The following is a 21,338-nucleotide window of genomic DNA, read 5'->3' on the forward strand; positions in this document are numbered from 1 at the left end:
CTGGGGTCGGAACCGGGGCCAGGGTAGGAGTTTGCGGTCATCGGCTCACTCCTCGAGTTCGCTCTTTGCCACCTCCGCGCCGGCGAACTCGAGCACCTCGCGTGCGCCCTCCGGGGAGTACCCCTGCTCGATCAGCGCGTCGATCCACGCGCTCCGTTCGTCGTCGTCGAGGTCGTTGGCGCTGACCAGCGCCGAGAAGTTGATGTTGTGCTTTTTGTCTTCCCAGAGTTTGCGCTCTAAGGCGCGCCGGAGGCGGTCGTTGTCCTGCGGGTCGAAGGAGGTGCCGTCGCGGGCCCGGCGGGAGACCCAGTTCGAAACCTCCTGGCGGAAGTCGTTCTTCCGGTCTTCGGGGATTTCGAGTTTCTCCTCGACCGACCGGAGGAACGTCTCGTCGGGGTCCTGGTCGCGCCCCGTGAGTTCGTCCTCGACAGTGTCGTCGTCGATGTAGGCCATCACGTGGTCCATGTACTTCTCGCCCTGTCGCTGGATCTCGTCGATGTCGTAGGCGAGGGCGTGTCTGACGTCCTCTATCGCGCGTTCCTTGTACTCCTCGCGGACGAGTTCGAGGTAGCGGTAGTACCGATCGAGGTTGTCCTCCGGGATCGACCCGTGGTTCTCCAGGTTGGCCTCGAAGTGAGAGAACACCGTGAGCGGCGACAGGTACGACCGCCCACGGTGGGTCGAATCCATAATGGCCTCGGCGATCTCGTCGCCGATGAACCGCGCGGAGACGCCCTCCATCCCCTCGGCGATGTCGGCCTTCGTCTCGCCGCCCTCCCGGAGTTTCCGGACGTCGATGTCGTCGCCGTCGTCGATCTCGCCGTTGTAGGCCTTGGCCTTCTGAACGAGCGCGACGCTCCCGTCCGGTTCGGTGATGCGGGTGAGAACGCCGAACAGCCCCGCCATCTCCAGGGCGTGCGGTTCGATGTGCATATCGGGGACGTCGGCGTTCCGGAGCATCTTCCGGTAGATCTCGGCCTCCTCGTCGTATTCGAGGATGTACGGGAAGTCGATCCGCTTCGTCCGGTCGTTGAACGCCTCCATCTTCTCGTCGCCCTTCTTCTCGCGGTACTCGGGCATGTTCGTCCGGCCGACGATCACCTGGTCGATGTCGATCCGGGGGTTGTTCTTCGGTTTGATCGTCTGCTCCTGGGAGGCGTGCAGGAAGTCATAGAGGAACTCCCGCTGGAGTTTCAGCAGTTCCTCGCCGGAGAACAGTCCCCGGTTGGCGTTGCAGAACGCGCCCGCGTAGTCGAACGCCCGGGGGTCAGACTCGCCGTAGACCGCGAGTTTCGAGTAGTTGACGTCGCCGGTCAGTTCGGTCTCGTCCTGGTTCTTCTTGTCTTTCGGCTCGAACGTCTCGACGCACTGTCGCTTGTTCTCGGAAGCGACAAGCCGGACGATCTCGACGTGGTTCTCCAAGACGGCACGGAGGTCGTCGCCGTAGTGGGCAAGCAGCGAATCGAGGTAGAACTCCGAGGCCGGATCGAGCGTCTGGTCGTTCCGGATGGTGTAGGGCGCGTCCAGGCGGTCGTTGAGCCGTCCGATGACGCCGTCGCGCTGTTCTTGCGGGAGCAACACCAGCGGATCCTGGTTCATCGGCGAGCGGACGACGTCGTCGTCGGGATCCTGATCGCGGATCACGTCGCAGAGGTCCGTCCAGCGGAAGGTGTACATCCGGCCGGCGTCCTTCGTGGTGTAATCCTCGAAGTACCGGCGGACCATCCAATCGAAGTGTGACTTCCCGGAGCCGACCGGCCCGAGGAGGAGTTTGATCCGCTTTTGCGGCCCCAGTCCTCGGGCGCCGGATTTCACCTTGTTGACGAACTCGTGGATCGACTCGTGGACCTCCCGGCCGTAGAAGGTATTCTCACCGTCGTGGAGGGGATCCTCCGAGGCCATCCGGTACTCGACGACGCCGGCGTCCTCGTCGTAGTCGGTGCCGTAATGGTCGAACATATCCGCCACACGCTGGTGGGCGTTGCGCGCGATTTTGGGGTCGTCGTACACGGCGTCGAGGTACCACTCGAAGCGCTTGGCTTCGCGGAGGTCCTCGGGCACCGACTCCTTGTACTGCCGACTCAGGGATTCGAGGGTTGCTCTGTCACCGTTCATTGTTTGTCCGTCCCGGGGAGCGACGCCGCGTCCCCGTCGCACCGACGGGGCGTCAGCGCACGACGGGGCCGTGCGCTCGCGGCCCTATATGGTACGTGTTCACGTACCACGGCAGCACACGCGCAACGGGTCATCGCGGAACGACGGCGACGGGACGGCGACGGGCGACAGAACGTCGAGGCGGTCGGGCAGTGCGTGTGCGGGTAGTCGCTCGATCCGATTGACCGAGACGAGACGTGTGTGAGTGATCGACACACATAAGCCTTCCTTCGAGATCAGTCCTAAATTGCGGGACGGAGTCACGACTATGTGGCCCCGGCCGACAGAACGGGTTTGTACGAGCGGCGATGAATGGGCTGTATGGACGGTTCCGACGACACAGCCGAGCGCGACGAAGCGGATGCGCCGCCCCCGGGATGGACGCTCTGGAACGACGAGCCGCGGGGACGTCGAATCCTCGTGTTCCGCCCGGACGTCTTCAACGAGGACAACGATCTCCCGGCCGAGTGTATTCCGACGATTATGATCTCGAATCGCTCGCGCGCGCAAAGACCGGGTGCCTCGCGCGTCCCAACCGACACCTGGCACGTCGTGCTGACGCTCGAACCGGAGATCGAGGCGGTCGTCGACTCGTACGAGAGTCGCGAGGCCGCCGTCGAGGGGGCCAACGACCTCGGGCGGCGGTTTGCCGACGGCGAGATCGACTACCGGGAGCCGTATCAGGTGCCCCGGGAGTCGTACTTCGCACAACTCGATGCGGTACTGGGCGGCGAAGCGTAGGTCCGGGCGCCGGCCGACTACCAGCGCGCGAAGGGCGTGTCACTTGCGGCCCGCTCGACGTAGGCCGTCTGCATCTCGCGGATCGCCTCGGGGACTGTCGCGCCCGCATCGAGCGCCTCGCGGACCTGCGCCCGCTTCCACGCGCTCGGCGACGTATGGGTCGTCTCACGGCGCTCCGCGATCGGCGCGAGCGCCCATTCGATCGTCTCGCTGCCGACGCCGAGATCCGCCAGTCCGCGCCGTGCCAGCGAGAACAGTTCGTCGTAGATCCGGGGCGTCGCGGAGGTCCGCTCACCGTCGCGCGTCACCCAGTGTAAGTCGGCGTCGGGTCCGTCGTCGACCGCGGCGTAGAAGGAATCGCGGGCGTCCGCCCACGGGAGCGTCGCGAGCGGGTGGTCGGCCGCGTCGACGCCGCAGAGCACGCCCACGACGAGCGCCTGGACGCCGACGGTGTCCCGGAGTGTCGGCTGGGTCGGCAGCGGCCGGTACTCGATACGGACAGATGCGCCGTCCGCGTTCGGCGACACCTCGCCGTCGGGGGTGCGCGGCACGTCGCCGCCGAAGACCGGCCGCACCCAGCGCCAGTACGTCCCGCGCTTGGCGCCGAACGCGGGGTACCGTTCCTCGCTGTCGTCCCCTTTCGATCCCTCGTCCGCCGCTTCGTCGTCTCCGAGATCCGGCGGCGCGACGAGCGTCGGATCGTCGGCGATCCGCCCGATCAGTTCCCCGATATCGTCGACGTCGCGGGCGACGCGGCACTTTTCCGATCCTTCGTCGACCGAGCGCTCGAAGATGGGAATGCGGAGTTCGTGCGGCGTTCGATCCAGGAGATCGGCGTCGTCATCGCGGTACAGATCGGCCGGCAGCAACGGCGAATTCGCCGAAAGCGAGAGGATCGGTCCCATCGTCCGCGTGGCGACGTTCAGATACCGCGGCACGGCCGAGGGGTCCGGAATCTGCAAGTGCGGCTGCATCGAGGTCGCCAGCGACTCGACCAGCATCGAGTCCGCTGACTCGAAGCCGGGCAGATCCAGCGTGATCTGCCCGCCGTTCCGCTCGCGGATCTCCCCGTCGAGGGCGAGATACCGCGGGACCGGACGCATGTTCTCCGCCAGAAAGATGCCGTCGGTTTCGGTTCCCGCGCCGAGATACGTCCGGGTGCCCTCCGCCGGCGGAATCGTCCACATCGCGTCCAGCACCAGCCGCCTATCGACCGCGCCGAGAGCGTCCCTGACCTGCGATTCGACCCCGGAGAGTTCGTCGAACTGCCGTCTGATGCCGGTATCACAGAGCACGTCCGGCGCCGTGTGAAGTTCCAGGTTGTGGACGCCGAGCTCCGGGCTGCAGCCGTCGATGTCGAACAGTTCCTCCGGCGCTTCAGCGAGTTGGGTCGCGTCGTCGACCACGTAGGCTTCCAGTTCCATACCGACCGCGAAGTCAGAAGCGTCGTAGCGGCCGGCAGCGACGTCCTCCCGTAACGAATCGGCCTCGCGCTGGACGCGGCGCTCGAACGCGTCGCGTCTCTCGGCGTCGAGCGCCGCCCGCACGGCATCGATCGTCTCCGTCATTACCTTCCCCATCCAAGCCGACGGATACTGATACTGTCGGCTCGGGGCTCCCGTCGGTCCCGGATTTCACTCAGGAGCCCCGGTCGTCGCCGTCGGCGCCGGTCGTCCGCAGGATGAGCGGTTCGATCGAGAGCGTCCGCTTTGCGACCGTCCCGATCCGCAGGACGAACGACAGCAGGACCGCGAACGGAGCGATGGTGACCGCCGCCGCGACCGCGACGATCCAGACGTAGTGTGGAAGCCCGAGTGCCGTCGCCAAAAACCCGGACAGCGCGCCGTGAAAGAGAAGCAGGTTCGTCCCGACCAGGAGCGCCGGGACGCCGCTGTACAGCATCGCGCGGGAGAGATCGACCAGTTCCCACTGGAAGTACAGCGTCTTGACGTGTTCTCTGGCCGGACCGAAAAGCATCAGCACGGCCACGACGTCGTCGAGCGCCGCGGACAGGTCCCGGCGGCTCTCGGGCGTGTCCGAGGCGTCCCTCTCGCCAGTCGATTTATCGGTCGTCGTCGGTTCGGTTGTCGTCCCATCTGTCGCCCCGTCCGTCGTCGTCGGTTCGGTTGTCGTTCCATCTGTCGCCCCGTCCGTCGTCGTCGACTCGGTTGTCGCCCCGTCCGTCGTCGTCGGTTCGTCCCCGTCCGCGAATAGCGCCCGCAGTTTCCGTGCCTCGTAGATCTTCCACGAGTAGTTGAAGTTCAGCGCGGCCGACAGCACGCCGAAGGTTCCGAACTCCTCGCCCTCGAGCTCCGCTTCGACCGAGTCGGCGTGCCGTCGGAGATCCCCCGCGTAGTCTGCGACACGCTCGACGTCGTCGCTTCTATCCGCGTCGGCGGCCGCAGAGAGAGACCGCGCCCGCTCTCCCACGGCCGCGACTAGTTCCCGCAGAAACGCCGCGGGCGTCGGGGCCGCCACGTCGATCCCGAGTTCGTCCTCGACGTCCCGCCGGAACGACATCGCGCCCTCCATCCGCTCGCGCTGGTCGCCGAGCGGCCCGAGTTCCTGCGAGAGCACGAGCGAGTTGATCGAGACGACGAGCGTCACGCTCGTGACCGTCGCCGTCACGAGCGCCTGAAACAGCGTCTCGACCGGATCCCCCGACTCCAGGAGGACCCGGTGCGGGAGGACAGCGGCGGATCCGAGCGTGCCGAGAACGAACACACAGAGGACGGCCGCGGCGACGGCCCACCGGTTCGCCTCCAACAGGATCCAGAGCTTCAGGGTGCTCTCCTCGCCCCGCCGCTGCATCGTGTCGCTCGGTTCTTCGTCCGTCGAAGTGGCTTCCGTGTCCATCGCAGTTCTCTCGGGGCGCTCGTCGGCTCCGACCGCATCCCCGGGCCGTCTCATACGGACTGCTGTGACAGTGTACCGCCGATCACAGCCCCGTGTGGCACAGGAATGGACTACGCGGTCGGGTTTAGTTCTCGTCGTCTTTCAGTTCCTCAAGTTCGGCTTCGACCTCGGAGTCGGCGACGTCGAGATCAGCGGCGTCGACCTCGGTTTCGGCCTCCGCGTCGCTGCCCCCCTCTTCCTCCTCGGCTGGCTCGCCCATCTCGCTTTTGAGCGTCTCGAGTTCCGTGTCGACCTCGGCGCTCGTTCGCCCGCTTTCGAGTTCGCGGTCGATACTGTCCTTATCGGAGAGCGCGTCGTCGAAGGCGCCCGTGTCGACGAGTTCGTCCATCGCTTCCGAGCGGGCCTCCATCTCGTCGGTCCGCTCTTCGGCCCGTTCGATCGCCCGTGAGACGTCGCTCATCTCGTCGCCGACGCCCGTCATCGCCTCCGAGACGCGCGAGGACGCCTCCGCGGCCTCGTACCGCGCTTTCATCGTCTCCTTTTTCGTCCGGAACTCCTCGATGCGGTTCTGGAGTTCGTTCTTCTTCTCGACGAGGTCCTCCTGCGTCCCCTGGAGGTCGGCGATCTGCCCCTCCAACTCCTCGATCTGGGACATCTTCGCCTGCTTCTTTTCGAGCGCCTGCCGCGCGAGGTCGTCGCGGTCCTGGCGCACGGCTTCGCGGGCCTGTTCGTTGTGTTTCTCGACGTTCTCCTCTAAGCGTCGCTTCTGGATCTCCAGGCGCTTCTTCTGGGTTGTCAGATCGGCGATGCCCTGTTTGACGTCCTGCAGTTCGTCGCGCATCTGCTCGTAGGAGTAATCGAGCGTTTCGGTCGGGTCCTCCGCGCGATTGAGGAGGGCGTTCACCTTCGAGCGGACGACGTAGGACGCGCGTGAGAGAATTCCCATATACGCCACGTTAGGGGCGCCGGAATTAAAACCTCCCGTGCCGAACCCCCGGCCACTCGAATGGCCGAGACTGTCTTCCTCCCGGGCGGCCGCGACGCCCGCGGGACGCTCGATGTCGCCGGCGCGCGCTCGGCGTCGAACTCGGCAAACGAGGCGGGCGAGCACGCTGCCTGCGTCGTCGCGTGTCCGCCGCACCCCCAGCACGGTGGGAACCGAACCGACGAGCGCCTCCGGGCGGTGAGTGAGGCACTGTCCGCGGAGGGGGTCGACTGCCTCCGGTTCGACTACGGCGCCTGGGACGGGGGGCGAGGGGAGCGAACCGACGCGCTCAACGCCGTCGACTGGGCGGGAGAGCGTTACGATCGCATCGGCCTGTTCGGCTACAGTTTCGGCGGCGCGGTCGCGCTCTCGGCTGCAGCCCGCGGCGCCGAGGTCGCAGCCGTCTCGGCACTCGCGCCGCCCGCCCGTCTCGGGACCGTACGGTCGAACCCGGAGGCCCCGGACGACAGCGACCTCGGCGGAATCGACGTCGTCGCCGACCTCGACGAACTACCGACGGAGATCCCGGTCCAGATCTGTTACGGCAGCCGCGACGACGTCGCCGACGTCATACCGGTCGTTGAGGCTGCGCGCGAACGGGGGTACCAGGTCGTCGAGTTCGCCGCCGACCACTTCTTCGTCGGGCAAGCCGGTACGGTCGCGGCCGAAGTCACCGACTTCCTGGCGCCACCGCTTCATACTGATTACTCTCGTCTCTTCCCGCCGAGCGCCGCCAACGGGGGTGGCGCTCGGCGGTAAACAGTGAGAGTAATCAGTATCAGGCAGAAACGTCGGCGTAGCCCGCGGCGACAGAGGCCACGACCGCAACGACGGCTGCGAGGCCGGCGAAGATCCAAAATCCCGCCCACGCGGCCGCCCCGAGATTCGACGTCGTCACGTACGCGACGACGAGCGCCGCCGCGCCACCACAGACCGGAACCAGAAACGCGAGGTCGCTCCACCGGCCGCCCGCGTTGGCGTACTCGACCGCGTACGCCCAGACGTTTCCGAGCGTGAACCGGAGGACGACGACCGCCAGCAGCCCCGAAGCGACCGCGACGACGACGTCGAACGGGGTGATCGCGCCAATCGCCGCGGGACTGCGCGTGAGTTCGCCAGCCAGTGTGCGTTCGAGCGAGCTACCCGCTCCGAACAGGAAGCCAGCGACGTCGAGGAGGTACCACGGACGGAAGCGACCGCGGAGACGCAGAGAGGGGACCATAGCCCGGGTTCGTCGCTGTCGTTCAAAAGGATACCGTCGGGATGGAGTCACGACAGCCCGTATCAGCTGTACCCGCGCCACCGGTGCCCACATTCGGTGCACTTGAAGAAGCGCGTCGGCGGTTCGTCGGCGGAACCGGTCTGCTTGATCGTATACCAGGCTTCCCGGTTCCCACAGTCGTCACAGACGACGTCCGTGGCCGTCGGTTTGCCCTCGAAGTTCGCGTCTTCGGTCGTCTCGATCACGTCGTCGTGAGTCTGTTCCTCGGTCGAGACGAACTCGGCGGCCCGTTCGGCGTCCTGTTCGGCCTCCGCCCCGCAGTCGTCGTTCGTGCAGACCATCGTCCCGTCACGGGAGACCATCATCGAACCGCATTCGTCGCAGAACTGCATTACTATCCAATCCGGGCGGGAGACACAAGTGTCTCACCCTTCGTCGCCGACACGGTTGTCCTCGACGATCGGACAGTTCCGGACGCGGAAGTGCTCGCTGTCGACCACTTCGACGATCTCCGTCCCCTCGTGGGTACAGGTCAGATTCGGTGGGTCCGAGAGATGGGGACACTTCTGGCAGTATTTCGCTTTGGAGACGACGTACTCCCGGATTTCGCGGTCGCTCTCGGAGACCGGCTCCGCGGGTTCGCCGATCCCGACGCCCGCCGTCGGGTCGTCCGCCGCGCCGAGCGAGGACCAGAGCGTCTCCTCGTCGATCTCGGAGACGGACATCTCCTCGAAGGGGCCGTCGGTCGCTCCGTCTTCTCCCGGTTCCGGTTCGACCGTCCCCGGACCCTCCGAGTTACGGTCGGAAATACGACGAGCCAGGTCGGCGAGCGGGACGTCGTCCTCGCCGTCTGCGGCGCCGTCGACGGCACGATCGTGCTCGCCCGCCCCGTCAGAGGGGGGTCGACTGTGATCCGACGCGGTTTGATCACTCAGCGTGGGATCAGCCACAGACGATTCCGCCGGGTCGTCCGCTTCCGTTTCGTCGAACGGTCGGGAGCGATCAGTCCCGTCGTCGGCCTCCTCGTCGCTCATTCCTCGGACCCCTCCTCGGAGCCGTGGCGGGTGTCATCGCCGTCGTCCGAGGAATGAGCGTTCTGCGAGGACTCGACACCGGAATCAGCGCCCTCCCCCTCCGTATCGAACGGCCCACCGAGGTCGGCCGGGGAACCGTCGGTCGCGGGGTCCACGTCGGAATCGCCCGCCTCCAGCGCCGGCCGATCCCCGACGGTGAGCCGGTGGGAGCCGAAGAAGCCGCTTTTCGGTTCGACGCCGTCGAACGACGACTCACAGTGCGGGCAGTACGGTTCGTCGAGCAGTCCGACGCTGACGCTCTCCTCGCAGGAATCACAGACAGCCGTCGTGATGCCGAGCTGGTTCGCCTCGCGGTGGAGGTCGGAAACGGCAGCGCGCTCGGCGGAACTGCGCTCTAGGGCGACCGCACGCTTCCGAAGGTCGACAATCGCGCCGGCGATCGCGTCGAGTTTCGCATCGTGCTCGTCGGTTTGGTCGGTGAGGTGTTCGAGGATCGTCTCGTAGTTCTCGAACCCGCTCTGCAGTTTCTGCTCCAGGTCGGGATGGTCGTGTTCGGCTGGCGCCTTCGCGTCGGTCTCGCGTTTGACCTGGATGACCCGCTCTCTGACGTCTTTGATTTTCGCGTCGAGGTCCGCTTCGAGCCTGCTGACGCGGGCGGTCAGTTCCTCGACGTCGTCCGCGAGCGCCTCGATCGCCGACGCCGTGTCCTGGTCGGTATCGCGCGTGACATCGTCGAGGCGATCCTCGAGTTCCCCGATCCTCTCGTCGAGGTCCGCTTCGACGGCGTCGAGGCGGTCGGCCAGCTCTTCGAACTCCGTCGATAGTGACTCCAGTTCCGAGTCGGACCGGTCAACGGCAGATCCGTCAGTCGGGACGGGATTGCCCTCTTCCGGCACGGAAAGCGGGGGAACATCGCCCGGGAAGCTCCCGGATCCGTCAATCCGATTGGGGGACTCTTCGGCTCGCTCGACTTCCCGGTGGGCCGCGAGGAGTCGGCGGACGTACTCCTCGCGTGGGATGCCTTCAGCCGCGGCTCGCTCCGCTACCCACGATTCGAGCTCGTCCGGCAGTTCTTCGATGCGCTCGGTCCCCATTCACCTGAAAGTAGGGTGGTCGTAACTTAAATTACTGCCGGGCGTGCGCCCGAGCGCCCACGTGGACGAACCGCTACTCTAAGAACTCCTCTTCGCGTTCTGCGTCGTCAGCACCGGTCTCGTCGACCCGTCGCGTGACGTCGACCTGGTAGTGTTCGAGGATGTCGCGGCCGAGAAGCAGGGGATAGTCCATGTGTGAGCGGTCCTCGACGCTCGCGGTGACAGTGTGTTGGGTGCCGCCGATCCCGATCACCAGGTCGACGACCGGGCGGGCCTTCCCGGATTTCATCGACCCGGAGCGGATACGGGTCATACTCTTGATGGGTCCTGCGCCGATCTCGGCGGCCAGGCCGGTGTCGATGCTCGTCCGCGTCGCCCCGGTGTCGGATTTCGCCTTCGCCTGCGTCGACCCGCTCGTCCCGGAGACGACGACCTCCTCGATGTAGCCGATCGTCGGCCGGTCGCCGCTCGGCGTGGTGTCGACCCGTGGCATCCCCGCGGGACGGGAGTCATCGAGCGTCGCCGACAACTCCTCGACGCGTTCGTCGTCGACCGCCCCGCCGACCTCCTCGATGGCCAGTTTGGCGATGTACGGCGCTGGACTGTGACCGGTCGCCTCGTAGAGCCCTTTGAATCCGGCCGTCGGATTGACTTCGAGGACGAACCAGCCGTCGTCGCCCTCGATGAGGTCGACACCGACGTAGTCCAGCCCCATCACCTCCGTGGCGTAGAGGGCGGTCTCCTTGGCCTCCGTCGGCAGATCTTCCGTGGCATCGAGGACGTCGCCGCCGAGCGCGACGTTCGTGCGCCACTCGCCCTCCGGCGCGTACCGGTACATCGCGCCGACTATCTCCCCGTCGACGACGTAGACGCGGAGGTCGCGGTGTTCGTCCTCGTCTCTGTCGATGAGGTCCTGCAGGAACGCCTGTCTGTTGCCGACCTTCGGATTCACCGGCTCCGTGAGGTCGACCTTCCAGGTGCCGCCGCCGTGGGTCCCGATCGCGGATTTGTAGACGCCGACGTCGCCGAAGCGTGCCCGGTCCCGGTTCAGTCGGTCGTTCGAGAGCGCGAGCAGCGCGTCGGGGACCTTGATGTTCCAGTTTGCGAGCGTCGCCGCCGTCGCGAACTTGTGGATCGCGGTGAGCACCGCGGCGGGGTCGTTGAGCATCGGTCGGATCCGCTCGAAGGTCGTCGCGAGTCCGAGCAGTTCGGCCGGCTCCTGGGAGTTCGAGAGCAAGAGCCGATTCGCGACGACGTCGACCTCGGGTTCGACTGTGACGTCGCCGTCCTCGACGCTGATCGCCGTGTTCTCCCGGCGCAGCCAGATACCCTCGTGGCCGAGGTCGTCGACCGCATTCAGAATCGCCTTCGTCTCCTTGCTGTTGTGCAGCGAGAGGACGCCAACCCGAATCGGATCTCCGTCGGTGGACATATTCGTGATACTCGCCTGCGGTTTCAAAGAGGTGCCGATGGGACCGTCCGGTAGTGAATTTCGGCCACCCGAGCACGATACTGGTTGAGAGCGCTTATGCCGCCGGGGGATCCAGAGGGGGTATGAGCACCGACGCGACCTTCACCTACAACGGCGGGAAGGTCGAACCAGGGGAGCGACAGAACCTCAGATACGGGATCAGCGAGACGTACCTCGGGGATCCGATCCGGATTCCGGTCACCATCATCAACGGCGAGGCGGACGGCCCGACCGTCTTTCTCTCGGCGGCCGCCCACGGCGACGAACTCAACGGCATCGAGGTCGTCCGCGAGATCGCCCACGAGTGGGACCTCTCGGACCTCGCCGGCGCGCTCGTCTGCCTCCCGGTGATGAACGTCCCCGGATTCCTGGCACAGCAGCGGTACCTCCCGATCTACGACCGCGACCTGAACCGCTCGTTTCCCGGCGACGAGGAGTCGACCAGCGCAAAGCGGATGGCGGCGCGGATCTTCGACAACTTCATCGCGCCCTGCGATTTCGGCCTCGACTTCCACACGTCCACGCGCGGGCGGACGAATATGCTCCACGTCCGCGCGGACATGTCCGACGACGAGGTCGCGCGACTCGCGAAAGCCTTCGGATCGAACGTGATCATCGACACCGAGGGCAGCGACGGCATTCTGCGGACCGAAGCCACCCGGATCGGCATCCCGACGGTGACCATCGAGATGGGCGAGGCACACCGCTTCCAGCGCGGGCTGATCGACGACGCACTCGCGGGGGTCGCGAGCGTCTTCACCGAGTACGGCCTGGGTCCGGAACCGGGCGTCCGGTGGCCGGGGTGGCGGACCGTCATCGGCGACGACAGCGAGAAGACGTGGATCCGCGCCGACGCGGGCGGGATCGTCGATATGCACCACGAGCGAGGCTCTCTCGTCCACGAGGGCGAGCGAATCTGCACGCTGACGAACCCGTTCAAAGACGACAACGTCTCCGTCACTGCCCCGTTCACCGGCCTGCTCGTGGGCGTGCTGGAGAATCCGGTGGTCTATCCCGGCAACCCGCTGTGTCACCTGGTCGAACTCGAAGACGACGTCCAGCAGGTCGTCGAGCGCGAGCAGTCGGACCACGGCGACAGCGGATAGTCGAATCCCGGCTCAAAAGTGGTGACAGCCGAGCGAAAAGCTGACCGCAGCGTCACCCTGGATTCGGCTTTCGTCGCCGGGCTTTGCGACCGTACACGTAAGTTCTATAGTGGGTCCGGCCTGAGGTCCAGAAGAGTATGAGTCAGTCTTACAATCGGGGCCGCATCGAGGACTTCGGCCGCTGGCGGGAGTTCTCTGCGGGGATGTGGGCCTGGGTGTTCCACAAGTTCACGGGCTGGGTGCTCGTCGGCTATCTCTTCACCCATATCGCCGTCCTCTCGACGGCGCTGCAGAGCCCGGACGCGTACACGACGACGATCCAGTCCCTGGAGAGCCTGCTCGTCGTCCGGATTCTGGAAGTCGGGTTGCTCTCGGTCGCCGTGTTCCATATCCTCAACGGCGTCCGACTGCTGTTCGTCGACCTGGGTATCGGCCTTGAGGCGCAGGACAAGAGCTTCTACGCGTCGCTTCTGCTGACGGGCGCCATCGCCGTCGCGAGCGTCCCGACGTTCCTCGCGGGGGTGTTTGGCTGATGGCCGAACGCTACTCCTCGTTCCAGCCGGGGGGCCGTCGGTGGCTCTGGCAGCGCATCACGGCCGCGTTCCTCGTGGTCGTGCTCGCCTTCCACTTTTTCCTCCTGCATTTCGTCAACCACGCCGACGAGGTGACCTTCGCGATGTCGCAGGCGCGGATGGAGCAGTTGACGTACTTCTCGCTGATGATCCTGTTTCTCGTGACGGCGACGTTCCACGGGGTCAACGGCGTGTACAACGCCCTCATCAACCAGGGGATCTCCGGAACGAAAAAGACCGCCGCGAAGGCGATCTTAGGGCTAGCGAGCGTCGTCGTGATCGTCCAGGGCGTCAGAACCGCACTCGCGTGGGCCGGGGGAGTCCCACTCTAACAATGAGCACGCAAGTACCCGAACAGACCGAGGAGGAATCGTCCACGACCGAACCGCCGGCGGAGTCGACGCCGTCGGAACGGCGGATGGAGAAGAAACGCGAGCGCGCCGCAGCGCGGGAGGAAGCGCTGCAGGCAGAGGAAGCCGAGAAGGCGCTCGACGACGAGGAGACGTACCACCTGAAGGTGTTCCGGTACGATCCCGAGATCGCGGGCAAACAGGAACCGCGCTTCGACGACTTCCACGTCCCCTACCACAAGGGGATGACCGTCCTCGACGCGCTGATGTACGCCCGGGACACGTACGATTCGAGTCTCACCTTCCGGCACTCCTGCCGGCAGGCGATCTGTGGCTCGGACGCGATGTTCGTCAACGGCTCACAGCGGCTCTGCTGTAAGACCCAGCTGTCGGACCTCGAAGAGCCGGTCCGCGTCGAGCCGCTCCCGCACGCCGAGGTCGTGAAGGATCTCGTCGTCGACATGGAGCACTTCTACGACCAGATGGAGGCGGTCGAGCCGTACTTCCAGACGAACGACCTCCCGGACGGCGAACTCGAAGAGCAGCGGCAGTCACGGGAGAACCGCGAGAAAGTGAAGATGTCCACGCGCTGTATCTGGTGTGGCGCGTGTATGTCCTCCTGTAACATCGCCGCGGGCGACAACGAGTATCTCGGCCCGGCCGCGATCAACAAGGCGTACCGCTTTACGATGGACGAACGGGAGGGCGAGGATATGAAGCAGCAACGCCTGGAGATCCTCGAACAGGAACACGGCGTCTGGCGGTGCCAGACGCAGTTCTCCTGTACGGAGGTCTGTCCGAAGGACATCCCGCTGACGGAACACATCCAGGAGCTGAAGCGCGAAGCGGTCAAGAACAACCTGAAATTCTGGTGAGAGAGTAACTATGCACGAACACGACGTCATCGTGGTCGGCGCGGGGGGCGCAGGCCTCCGCGCGGCCATCGCCGCACAGGAAGAGGGGGCCGACGTGGCCATCGTCTCGAAACTACACCCGGTCCGCAGCCACACCGGTGCCGCGGAGGGCGGCATCAACGCCGCGCTCCGCGAGGGCGACTCCTGGCAGGACCACGCCTACGACACGATGAAGGGCTCGGACTACCTCGGCGACGCGCCGGCCATCGAGACGCTGGCCCAGGACAGCCCCGAGGAGGTCATCCAACTCGAGCACTGGGGAATGGCCTTCTCCCGGGAGGACGACGGCCGCGTCAGCCAGCGCCCCTTCGGCGGCCTCTCGTTCCCGCGGACGACCTACGCCGGCGCGGAGACGGGCCACCAGCTCCTGCATACGATGTACGAACAGCTGGTCAAACGCGGCATCGAGGTGTACGACGAGTGGTACGTCCTCGATCTGGCGGTCAGCGACGAGGAGACTCCGGAGGAGCGGACCTGCCACGGCGTCGTCGGCTACGACATCCAGTCGGGGACGGTCGAGGGCTTCCGCGCTCGCGACGGCGTCGTCCTCGCGACCGGCGGCCCCGGCCAGGTGTACGACCACACCACGAACGCGGTCGCGAACACCGGCGACGGCGTCGCGATGGCGTATCGCGCGGGCGTCCCGATGGAGGACATGGAGTTCATCCAGTTCCACCCGACCACGCTCCCCTCGACCGGCGTCCTGATCACCGAGGGCGTCCGGGGTGAGGGTGGCATCCTCTACAACAGTGAGGGCGAGCGCTTCATGTTCGAGTACGCGTACGCGAACAACGACGGCGAACTCGCCTCACGCGACGTGGTCTCCCGCGCCGAACTCACCGAGATCAACGAGGGGCGCGGCATCGAGGAGGAGTACGTCCACCTCGACATGCGCCATCTCGGCGAGGAGCGCATCGTCGACCGCCTGGAGAACATCATCCACCTCTCGGAGGACTTCGAGGGCGTCAACCCCCTCGAGGAGCCGATGCCGGTCAAGCCCGGCCAGCACTACGCGATGGGCGGGATCGAGACCGACGAGAACGGCGAGACCTGTATCGAGGGCCTGTACGCGGCCGGAGAGTGTGCCTGCGCCTCGGTCCACGGCTCGAACCGCCTCGGCGGCAACGCCCTCCCGGAACTGATCGTCTTCGGCGCACGCGCGGGCCACCACGCCGCCGGACGCGACCTCGGCGAGGCCGAAATCCCGACCGGGAAGCGCGGCGAGTGGGAAGCCGGCGACGTCGACACGCCGGTTGAACCCGGTTCGGTCTCACCCGACAGCGTCTCCGGCGGCGACGCCGACGCCGTCGCAGACGGCGGGGCGGCAGCGGATCTGGGGCCGACGGAGTTGGTCGAACGGGCGACCGAGCGGGCGACCGAGCGCGTCGAGGCGCTTTTGAACAACGACGGCCGCAACCACTCGGAGATCCGCTCGGAGGTCCAGCAGTCGATGACCGAGAACGTCAACGTCTTCCGCGAGAAGGAGCGCCTCGAAGACGCCCTGCGGGACATCCGCGAGGCGCGGGAGGCATACAGCGACGTCGGCGTCGCCGACCAGTCGCGGACGTTCAACACGGACCTCATCCACACCATCGAAACGCGGAACGTCATCGACCTCGCGGAGGCGATCACGCTCGGAGCACTCGCCCGCGAGGAGTTCCGCGGCGCCCACTGGCGGAAGGAACACCAGGAGCGCGACGACGAGGAGTGGTTGAAGCACACGATGCTGTCGTGGAACGACGGCTCCCCGGAACTGTGGTTCCGACCGGTGCTGCTCGAGGGCGAGTCGAAGCGCTACGAGCCGAAGATCCGGAGTTACTGAGCGACGCTGGGGCCCGCAACACGCGCGAATTCCCCGCCGTCACCCATATACCGCGGCGCTGTGTAGGTTACTCCGGGAAGGGTAGCTCAGTGGTAGAGCGGTCCGGCGGCGGCCGTCGTTCGGTCGCGCCGGCTTACGGCTTCGCGTGGTTCAAATCCCGCCCCTTCCATCTTAGCTCGTTGTGGATTATCGTCACGAGTCGAAAAAATCGCCCCCGTTCGACCGCCAAAAAGAAATGAACAATCGTCCAAAAATCGCAGAACAGGCGGCAGACGGTGTCTCTGGCTGTTTATCGAAACGAGAATCTTCGACAATCGTCGTGGGAGGGTTTTATTATCGTCGAATCCAACAGTAAGACAACAACGATGCAGGGCACGATGCACACGCGACCGACAGGGGGGATCGAGACACCGTCGATTCCGTCTCAACTCGAATCGCCGCGCGCGAAACTCGTCTATCTGTTCCTTTCGACGCACGGGGAAGCGACGATCTCCGAACTCCAGTCGGGTCTCGATATGAAGAAGATCTCGCTGTACAGCATTCTTTCGACGTTGTGTGAACGCGGCCTGATCAATCAGGACGCCGAGCGCTACCGGCTCTGCTGAAGCCGTCCGTCCGCGCCGACGCTCTCGACAGTAGCTTCAGCAGTCGGCCCTATACTTCGTCGCCGGAGCGGAACAACGTCAGTTCCTCGGCCTCGTAGATGTTGATGAGTTCGGTGACGATTTCGTCGTAGTCTTCGCCTTCCTGGCGGAGGGAGTCGAGTCGGGCCACCGTCTCCTCGTCGAGATGCACCTGGGGCATACGCGAGGCTACGGCACGGAGGAATTTAAACGCCGGGGGGTATCGGAGCGAACCGCCCCCCAAGCGGGAAAAACCGCACGACACGGGCAGGACGTTGGTCGGTAACGGCGAGGCGGGTCGAAGCCGCGATACCGGTCGCCGCTCGCAGGGACGGACACTCACCGATGTTTCAGATCCCGACCAAGGCGACAGAGAGAACAACCGAAGCGAGCGCCCACCCCGTCCCGACCCAAGTCAGCACCGCGAACGCCCGCCGGGCGCCGGCCTGTGTCCACCCGGAATCGGAGCCGAGGTGCCGCTGTACCTCCGTCAGCGACTCCCCGAGGCCGACGGTGCCCGACCAGGCGGTGACGCCGAACCCCAACACCAGCGCGCCGAGCGCGAAGGCCGTATCGGTCGCTCCCCGTGGCGAGGCGACTGCAAGCAGGAGTACGGCGACGGCGAGCCCGAGGGCTGCCCCCTTGGCAATCCACCGGCCGGCCGATCGACCGGTCGCCCGCAGGCCGGAGTCAGTCAACGGTCTCTCGCATCCGCGGGTCGAGCGCATCGCGCATCCCGTCGCCGACGAGGTTGAACCCGAGCACCGTCAGCGCCAAGATCAGGCCGGGGAAGAAGGACCACCACCAGGCTCCGGAGAACAGGCCGAACTCGACGCCGTTCGAGAGCATCATCCCCCAGGTCGGCTCCCCGGGGCTGGCGCCGAACCCGAGGAACGAAAGCGCCGCGATGTCGATGATCGCCAGCCCGTAGTTCAGCGTCGACTGGACGGTGATCGGCGCCAGGCAGTTCGGCAGGATATGCCGCACCAACAGCCGCGGGTCCGTCGCGCCCAGCGCCTCGGTGGCCTCGACGTACTCGTCCTCTAAGACTTTCAGCGCGGCGCCGCGGACGACCCGGGCAAAGCGCGGGGTGTAGACCAGCGTCAGAGCCGCGACCGCCCGCCAGAGTCCCAGCTCCTCCGGGAAGATCGTCACCAGAGCGAGAGCCAAAAGCAGCGACGGGAACGAAAGCAGCACGTCCATCGTCCGCATAATCACGTTGTCGGTGAGGTCGCCGTAGTAGGCCGCGATGATGCCCAGTCCCACCCCGAGGAACGTCGAGGCGGCGACGGTGACAGTACCGTAGAGGATCGCGTACCAGGCGCCGTACAGCACCCGCGGGAAGATGTCGCGGGCCTGTCCGTCGGTCCCGAACGGATACTCCAGGCTCGGCGGCGTCTCCGAGGGGTTCGTGCCGAACTGCGTCGACATCAGCTCGCTCAGGTCGTACGTGAACCGCGCGTAGATCGCCAGCACGACGACGGCGGCGATGATAGCCAGCCCCGTCACCGCGAGCCGATTCGAGAACAGTTGCGAGAGGAACGGGCTCGCGCGGACCCGCTCGACGATGCTCCGGTCGACGTCTCGGGTTGTGGTTTCGGTGCTCATTGTTCGATGCGGGGGTCAAGGACGGAGTAGGTCACGTCGACGAACAGGTTGACGAGCGTGTACAGGACAGCGAACACGAGCACCGTCGCCTGGACGACCGGGTAGTCGCTCCGGTTTATGGCGTCGACGAGCAGGGTGCCGATGCCGTTGATCTCGAAGACGGTCTCGGTGAGCACGGCGCCGCCCAGAAGCGATCCGAACTGGATCCCGATGACGGTGATGACGGGGATGAAGGCGTTGCGGAGGCCGTGTTTCATAATCGTGATCTTCGCGCCCTGGCCCTTCGCCCGCGCGGTCCGCATATAGTCCTGGCGGATCACCTCCACCAGCGAGGAGCGCATCATTCGCGAGATCAGTGCCATCTGGTAGATACCGAGCACGATCACCGGCAAAAGCAGGTGTCGGACCGCCGACCGGAACGCCTCGGTGTTCCCCGCCAGGAGCGTATCGACGAGGATGAACCCGGTCGTCGGCTCGATGAAGAACTCCGAGCCGATCCGCCCGCTGGTGGGAAGCACGCCGAGGAACTGCGCGAAAAGCAAGATTAGAAGGGGACCGCTCCAGTAGATCGGGACGCTGATCCCGCTGAGCGCGCCGACGCGCGTCAGATGGTCGGTCCAGGTGTCCTGTTTGACCGCGCTGAGAATCCCGAGCGGGAGGCCGAACAGGAGGCCCGCTATCTCCCCGAGTAAGGCCAGTTCGACCGTGATCGGCAGTCGATCCGCGAGGATGTTGCTCACCGGGGTGCCGCGCTGGATCTGGTAGGACTCGCCGAAATCGAGAGCGGCGACGTCGCCCAGGAAGCGAACGTACTGCTGCCACAGCGGGTCGTCGAGGCCGAGGTCCGCGCGGACCTCGTTTACGAACTCCTGGCTGGCCCGTTCGCCCGCGATAGTCACCGCGGGATCGCCCGGAGACAGATGGAGGATCGCGAAGACGACCGTCGCGACCCCGAACAGTACGGGGAAGAGGAGGAGAAGCCGTTTCAGGACGAACTGCTTGGAGATCATCAACGAAAGCCGTGGATTAGAGAGTAAAAAATGTATGCCCGTTACTGGAGTTCGACCTGTTCGAGGAAGGGACCGCCGATGGCGGCGACCGTGTAGTTGCTCACGGCGTTACTGACGCCGCGGACCTCGTCGGCGTAGTCGATGAAGACCCAGGGCGCCTCGTCGTGGGCGAGCTGTGCAGCCTGGCTGTACAGGTCGGCGCGATCATCCTGGTTCGTGGTCCGTTGTGCCTCTTCGACGAGACTCATATACTCGGTGTTGGCCCAGGCGGCGTTGTTCGAGGTGTTGAACCCCTCGGTGTCCCAGGAGACCCAGTCCTGTCCGTCCGGGACATCCACCTGCGGGTGCAAGAGGACGTAACAGAAGTTGTCCGGGTCGGCGTTGTCGGTGTACCACCCGGCCAGCGTCGCGTCGTGGCGGCCCTCGCTGGTGTACGTGAGATAATCGGAGAACTGCCGGTCGTCGATCTCCATCTCGATCCCGACCTCCGCGAGGTTCGAGCGGATCGTCTCTGCGGTCGGCAGCGGCGCGGGGTTGTACCCCCGCGGATTCTGGAAGGTCGTCAGTGTGAAGGAGAAGCCGTCCCCGTAGCCGGCCTCTTCGAGCAGGCTCTGGGCCTGTTCGGGGTCGTACTCGTAGGGGCTGATGTCGTCGTTGTGACCGAACAGCGCCGGCGGGATCGGCTGGTCGGCCTGCGTGGCGATGCCCGAGTAGATCTCCTCGACGATCGTCGCGGTGTCGATGGCGTGGCTGATCGCCTGGCGGACCCGACGGTCGCGGAAGGCCTCGACCCGGGAGAGGTTGAAGGCCATATACCCGATGTTGATCCCCGTCGCCGTGCGGTTTTCGGCGGTGTCCGACCCCTCGATGATCTGCATACTGTCGGGGTCGAGCCCGTCGATGATGTCGAGTTCCTGCTCGACGAGCGCCTGCGCCCGCGTGGAGTTCTGCCCGCGGGTGAGAAAGAGGACCTCGTCGACGTTCGCTCCCTCGCCCCAGTAGTCGTCGTAGGCAGTCAGTCGAATCCGGTTGTTCGCGTCGTCCAGGGTTTCGAGCTGTAACGGACCGGTCCCGACCATCTCGTCGTCCAGGTTCGTGTCGCCTTCGATGGCCTCCTGGGAGATGACGACGGCAGCGAACATCGCGAGGTTCCGCAAGAACGGAGCGTACGTCTGGGTCAGCGTGATCGACAGCTCGTAGTCGCCGGGGGCCTCGACCTCGTCGATCCAGTTCCCCAGCGTGAACGGCCCGTAGACCGAGGAATCCTCGAAGTGGTACTCGTAGTCGTCGTCGACGAACCGCCGGTAGGTGGCGATGAAGTCGTCGGCAGTGAAGTCCGACCCGTCGTGGAACGTGACGTCCTCCCTGAGCGTGAGCGTCACCGAATCGCCGTCCAGCGACCAGTCGGTGGCGAGGGACTCGGTGAGGGCCGCCTCGCCGGGCTGGAAGGCGATCAGACCCTCGTAGGCCTGGTTCGTGACTTTCGCCACCTCGCCGCTGGTGGTGTTCTGCGGGTCGAGCGTGCTGGAGTGGGCGCCGCGGCCGTACCGGAGGGTGGTACCGCCGCCTCCGCTGTCGTCGCCGGAGTCGCCGGTGTCGTCGCCGGAGTCGCCGGTGTCGTCGCCCGAGTCACCGCCCGAATCGCCGCCCGAGTCGCCGCCACCGCCGCCACAGCCAGCGAGCGACGTGATCGACGCCGTTGCGGCGGTCGCGCCGGCAACCTTGAGGAAACTACGCCTGGGGACTTGCTCCGCTTCGCGGGGCATACCCGGCCTA

22 protein-coding genes and 1 tRNA gene are annotated in these 21,338 nt (G+C 65.8%); 9 read left to right on the top strand and 14 right to left on the bottom strand.

The window, feature by feature from the left end:
- Positions 1-45 precede the first annotated feature (45 nt).
- Entirely contained in the window at positions 46-2,115 is a 2,070-nt protein-coding gene (locus tag RJT48_RS06780; RefSeq protein WP_311171506.1) for a PrkA family serine protein kinase, read from the bottom strand.
- A 360-nt stretch (positions 2,116-2,475) separates the two neighbouring features.
- On the opposite strand from RJT48_RS06780, the gene RJT48_RS06785 reads away from it, so the two are divergent.
- Positions 2,476-2,895 carry a DUF5820 family protein gene (locus RJT48_RS06785; protein WP_311171507.1) on the top strand — a complete coding sequence of 140 codons (420 nt, stop codon included), beginning with the start codon at positions 2,476-2,478 and terminating at the stop codon, positions 2,893-2,895.
- Between the two features lie 17 nt (positions 2,896-2,912).
- Here RJT48_RS06785 and RJT48_RS06790 read toward each other — a convergent pair whose 3' ends face one another.
- The 3 genes from RJT48_RS06790 to RJT48_RS06800 form a co-directional block, all read right to left on the bottom strand.
- Positions 2,913-4,463, bottom strand: coding sequence for a glutamate-cysteine ligase family protein (locus RJT48_RS06790; RefSeq protein ID WP_311171509.1), 1,551 nt, complete (start codon positions 4,461-4,463; stop codon positions 2,913-2,915).
- 70 nt (positions 4,464-4,533) lie between these two features.
- Positions 4,534-5,805 carry a DUF7972 family membrane protein gene (locus tag RJT48_RS06795; RefSeq protein ID WP_311171510.1) on the bottom strand — a complete coding sequence of 424 codons (1,272 nt, stop codon included), beginning with the start codon at positions 5,803-5,805 and terminating at the stop codon, positions 4,534-4,536.
- Between the two features lie 70 nt (positions 5,806-5,875).
- Positions 5,876-6,697, bottom strand: coding sequence for a PspA/IM30 family protein (locus tag RJT48_RS06800; RefSeq protein WP_311171512.1), 822 nt, complete (start codon positions 6,695-6,697; stop codon positions 5,876-5,878).
- A 60-nt stretch (positions 6,698-6,757) separates the two neighbouring features.
- On the opposite strand from RJT48_RS06800, the gene RJT48_RS06805 reads away from it, so the two are divergent.
- Positions 6,758-7,495 carry an alpha/beta hydrolase gene (locus tag RJT48_RS06805; RefSeq protein ID WP_311171513.1) on the top strand — a complete coding sequence of 246 codons (738 nt, stop codon included), beginning with the start codon at positions 6,758-6,760 and terminating at the stop codon, positions 7,493-7,495.
- A 19-nt stretch (positions 7,496-7,514) separates the two neighbouring features.
- Here the strand turns inward: RJT48_RS06805 and RJT48_RS06810 are convergent, their stop codons facing one another.
- The 5 genes from RJT48_RS06810 to RJT48_RS06830 all read right to left on the bottom strand — a co-directional run bounded on the left by RJT48_RS06810 (position 7,515) and on the right by RJT48_RS06830 (position 11,518).
- On the bottom strand, positions 7,515-7,958 hold the full coding sequence (locus RJT48_RS06810; RefSeq protein WP_311171515.1) for a hypothetical protein: 444 nt from the start codon (positions 7,956-7,958) through the stop codon (positions 7,515-7,517).
- A gap of 62 nt (positions 7,959-8,020) precedes the next feature.
- A complete protein-coding gene (locus RJT48_RS06815; RefSeq protein ID WP_311171516.1) occupies positions 8,021-8,350 on the bottom strand; it encodes a transcription factor S in 330 nt (109 codons plus the stop codon).
- 33 nt (positions 8,351-8,383) lie between these two features.
- Complete coding sequence (locus RJT48_RS06820; protein ID WP_311171518.1) at positions 8,384-8,992, bottom strand: DUF8135 domain-containing protein; 609 nt, start codon at positions 8,990-8,992, stop codon at positions 8,384-8,386.
- Positions 8,989-10,086 carry a hypothetical protein gene (locus RJT48_RS06825; protein ID WP_311171519.1) on the bottom strand — a complete coding sequence of 366 codons (1,098 nt, stop codon included), beginning with the start codon at positions 10,084-10,086 and terminating at the stop codon, positions 8,989-8,991. Before RJT48_RS06825 ends, RJT48_RS06820 begins: the two co-directional genes overlap by 4 nt.
- 73 nt (positions 10,087-10,159) lie before the next feature.
- Complete coding sequence (locus RJT48_RS06830) at positions 10,160-11,518, bottom strand: putative ATP-dependent zinc protease (RefSeq protein ID WP_311171521.1); 1,359 nt, start codon at positions 11,516-11,518, stop codon at positions 10,160-10,162.
- Between the two features lie 122 nt (positions 11,519-11,640).
- On the opposite strand from RJT48_RS06830, the gene RJT48_RS06835 reads away from it, so the two are divergent.
- The 7 genes from RJT48_RS06835 (at position 11,641) to RJT48_RS06865 (ending at position 16,926) form a co-directional block, all read left to right on the top strand.
- Positions 11,641-12,663 carry a succinylglutamate desuccinylase/aspartoacylase family protein gene (locus RJT48_RS06835; RefSeq protein ID WP_311171522.1) on the top strand — a complete coding sequence of 341 codons (1,023 nt, stop codon included), beginning with the start codon at positions 11,641-11,643 and terminating at the stop codon, positions 12,661-12,663.
- 137 nt (positions 12,664-12,800) lie between these two features.
- Positions 12,801-13,196: a succinate dehydrogenase, cytochrome b556 subunit gene (gene sdhC / locus RJT48_RS06840; RefSeq protein ID WP_311171523.1), complete on the top strand. Its 396-nt coding sequence runs from the start codon at positions 12,801-12,803 to the stop codon at positions 13,194-13,196.
- Complete coding sequence (locus tag RJT48_RS06845) at positions 13,196-13,567, top strand: succinate dehydrogenase hydrophobic membrane anchor subunit (RefSeq protein WP_311171524.1); 372 nt, start codon at positions 13,196-13,198, stop codon at positions 13,565-13,567. The genes sdhC and RJT48_RS06845 overlap by 1 nt, the downstream gene beginning before the upstream one ends.
- 2 nt (positions 13,568-13,569) lie before the next feature.
- Positions 13,570-14,460, top strand: coding sequence for a succinate dehydrogenase/fumarate reductase iron-sulfur subunit (locus RJT48_RS06850; RefSeq protein WP_311171526.1), 891 nt, complete (start codon positions 13,570-13,572; stop codon positions 14,458-14,460).
- Between the two features lie 10 nt (positions 14,461-14,470).
- Positions 14,471-16,321 (top strand): FAD-binding protein, encoded by a 1,851-nt coding sequence (locus RJT48_RS06855; RefSeq protein WP_311171527.1) that lies wholly within the window; start codon positions 14,471-14,473, stop codon positions 16,319-16,321.
- Positions 16,322-16,396: 75 nt separating this feature from the next.
- A tRNA-OTHER gene (locus tag RJT48_RS06860) sits at positions 16,397-16,490 on the top strand.
- Between the two features lie 196 nt (positions 16,491-16,686).
- Positions 16,687-16,926 (top strand): TrmB family transcriptional regulator, encoded by a 240-nt coding sequence (locus RJT48_RS06865; protein ID WP_311171528.1) that lies wholly within the window; start codon positions 16,687-16,689, stop codon positions 16,924-16,926.
- Positions 16,927-16,975: 49 nt separating this feature from the next.
- Here the strand turns inward: RJT48_RS06865 and RJT48_RS06870 are convergent, their stop codons facing one another.
- The 5 genes from RJT48_RS06870 to RJT48_RS06890 all read right to left on the bottom strand — a co-directional run bounded on the left by RJT48_RS06870 (position 16,976) and on the right by RJT48_RS06890 (position 21,328).
- A complete protein-coding gene (locus RJT48_RS06870; RefSeq protein WP_311171530.1) occupies positions 16,976-17,125 on the bottom strand; it encodes a DUF7557 family protein in 150 nt (49 codons plus the stop codon).
- 169 nt (positions 17,126-17,294) lie between these two features.
- Complete coding sequence (locus RJT48_RS06875) at positions 17,295-17,642, bottom strand: DUF7268 family protein (protein ID WP_311171531.1); 348 nt, start codon at positions 17,640-17,642, stop codon at positions 17,295-17,297.
- The gene (locus RJT48_RS06880) at positions 17,635-18,552 is read right to left on the bottom strand and encodes an ABC transporter permease (protein ID WP_311171532.1); all 918 of its coding nucleotides are present in this window, start codon (positions 18,550-18,552) and stop codon (positions 17,635-17,637) included. Before RJT48_RS06880 ends, RJT48_RS06875 begins: the two co-directional genes overlap by 8 nt.
- Complete coding sequence (locus tag RJT48_RS06885) at positions 18,549-19,562, bottom strand: ABC transporter permease (RefSeq protein ID WP_311171533.1); 1,014 nt, start codon at positions 19,560-19,562, stop codon at positions 18,549-18,551. Before RJT48_RS06885 ends, RJT48_RS06880 begins: the two co-directional genes overlap by 4 nt.
- Before the next feature lie 41 nt (positions 19,563-19,603).
- On the bottom strand, positions 19,604-21,328 hold the full coding sequence (locus RJT48_RS06890; protein WP_311171534.1) for an ABC transporter substrate-binding protein: 1,725 nt from the start codon (positions 21,326-21,328) through the stop codon (positions 19,604-19,606).
- Positions 21,329-21,338: the final 10 nt, after the last annotated feature.

This window comes from Halobellus ordinarius (assembly GCF_031823395.1).
In the GTDB taxonomy this organism is placed as follows: Archaea; Halobacteriota; Halobacteria; order Halobacteriales; family Haloferacaceae; genus Haloquadratum; species Haloquadratum ordinarius.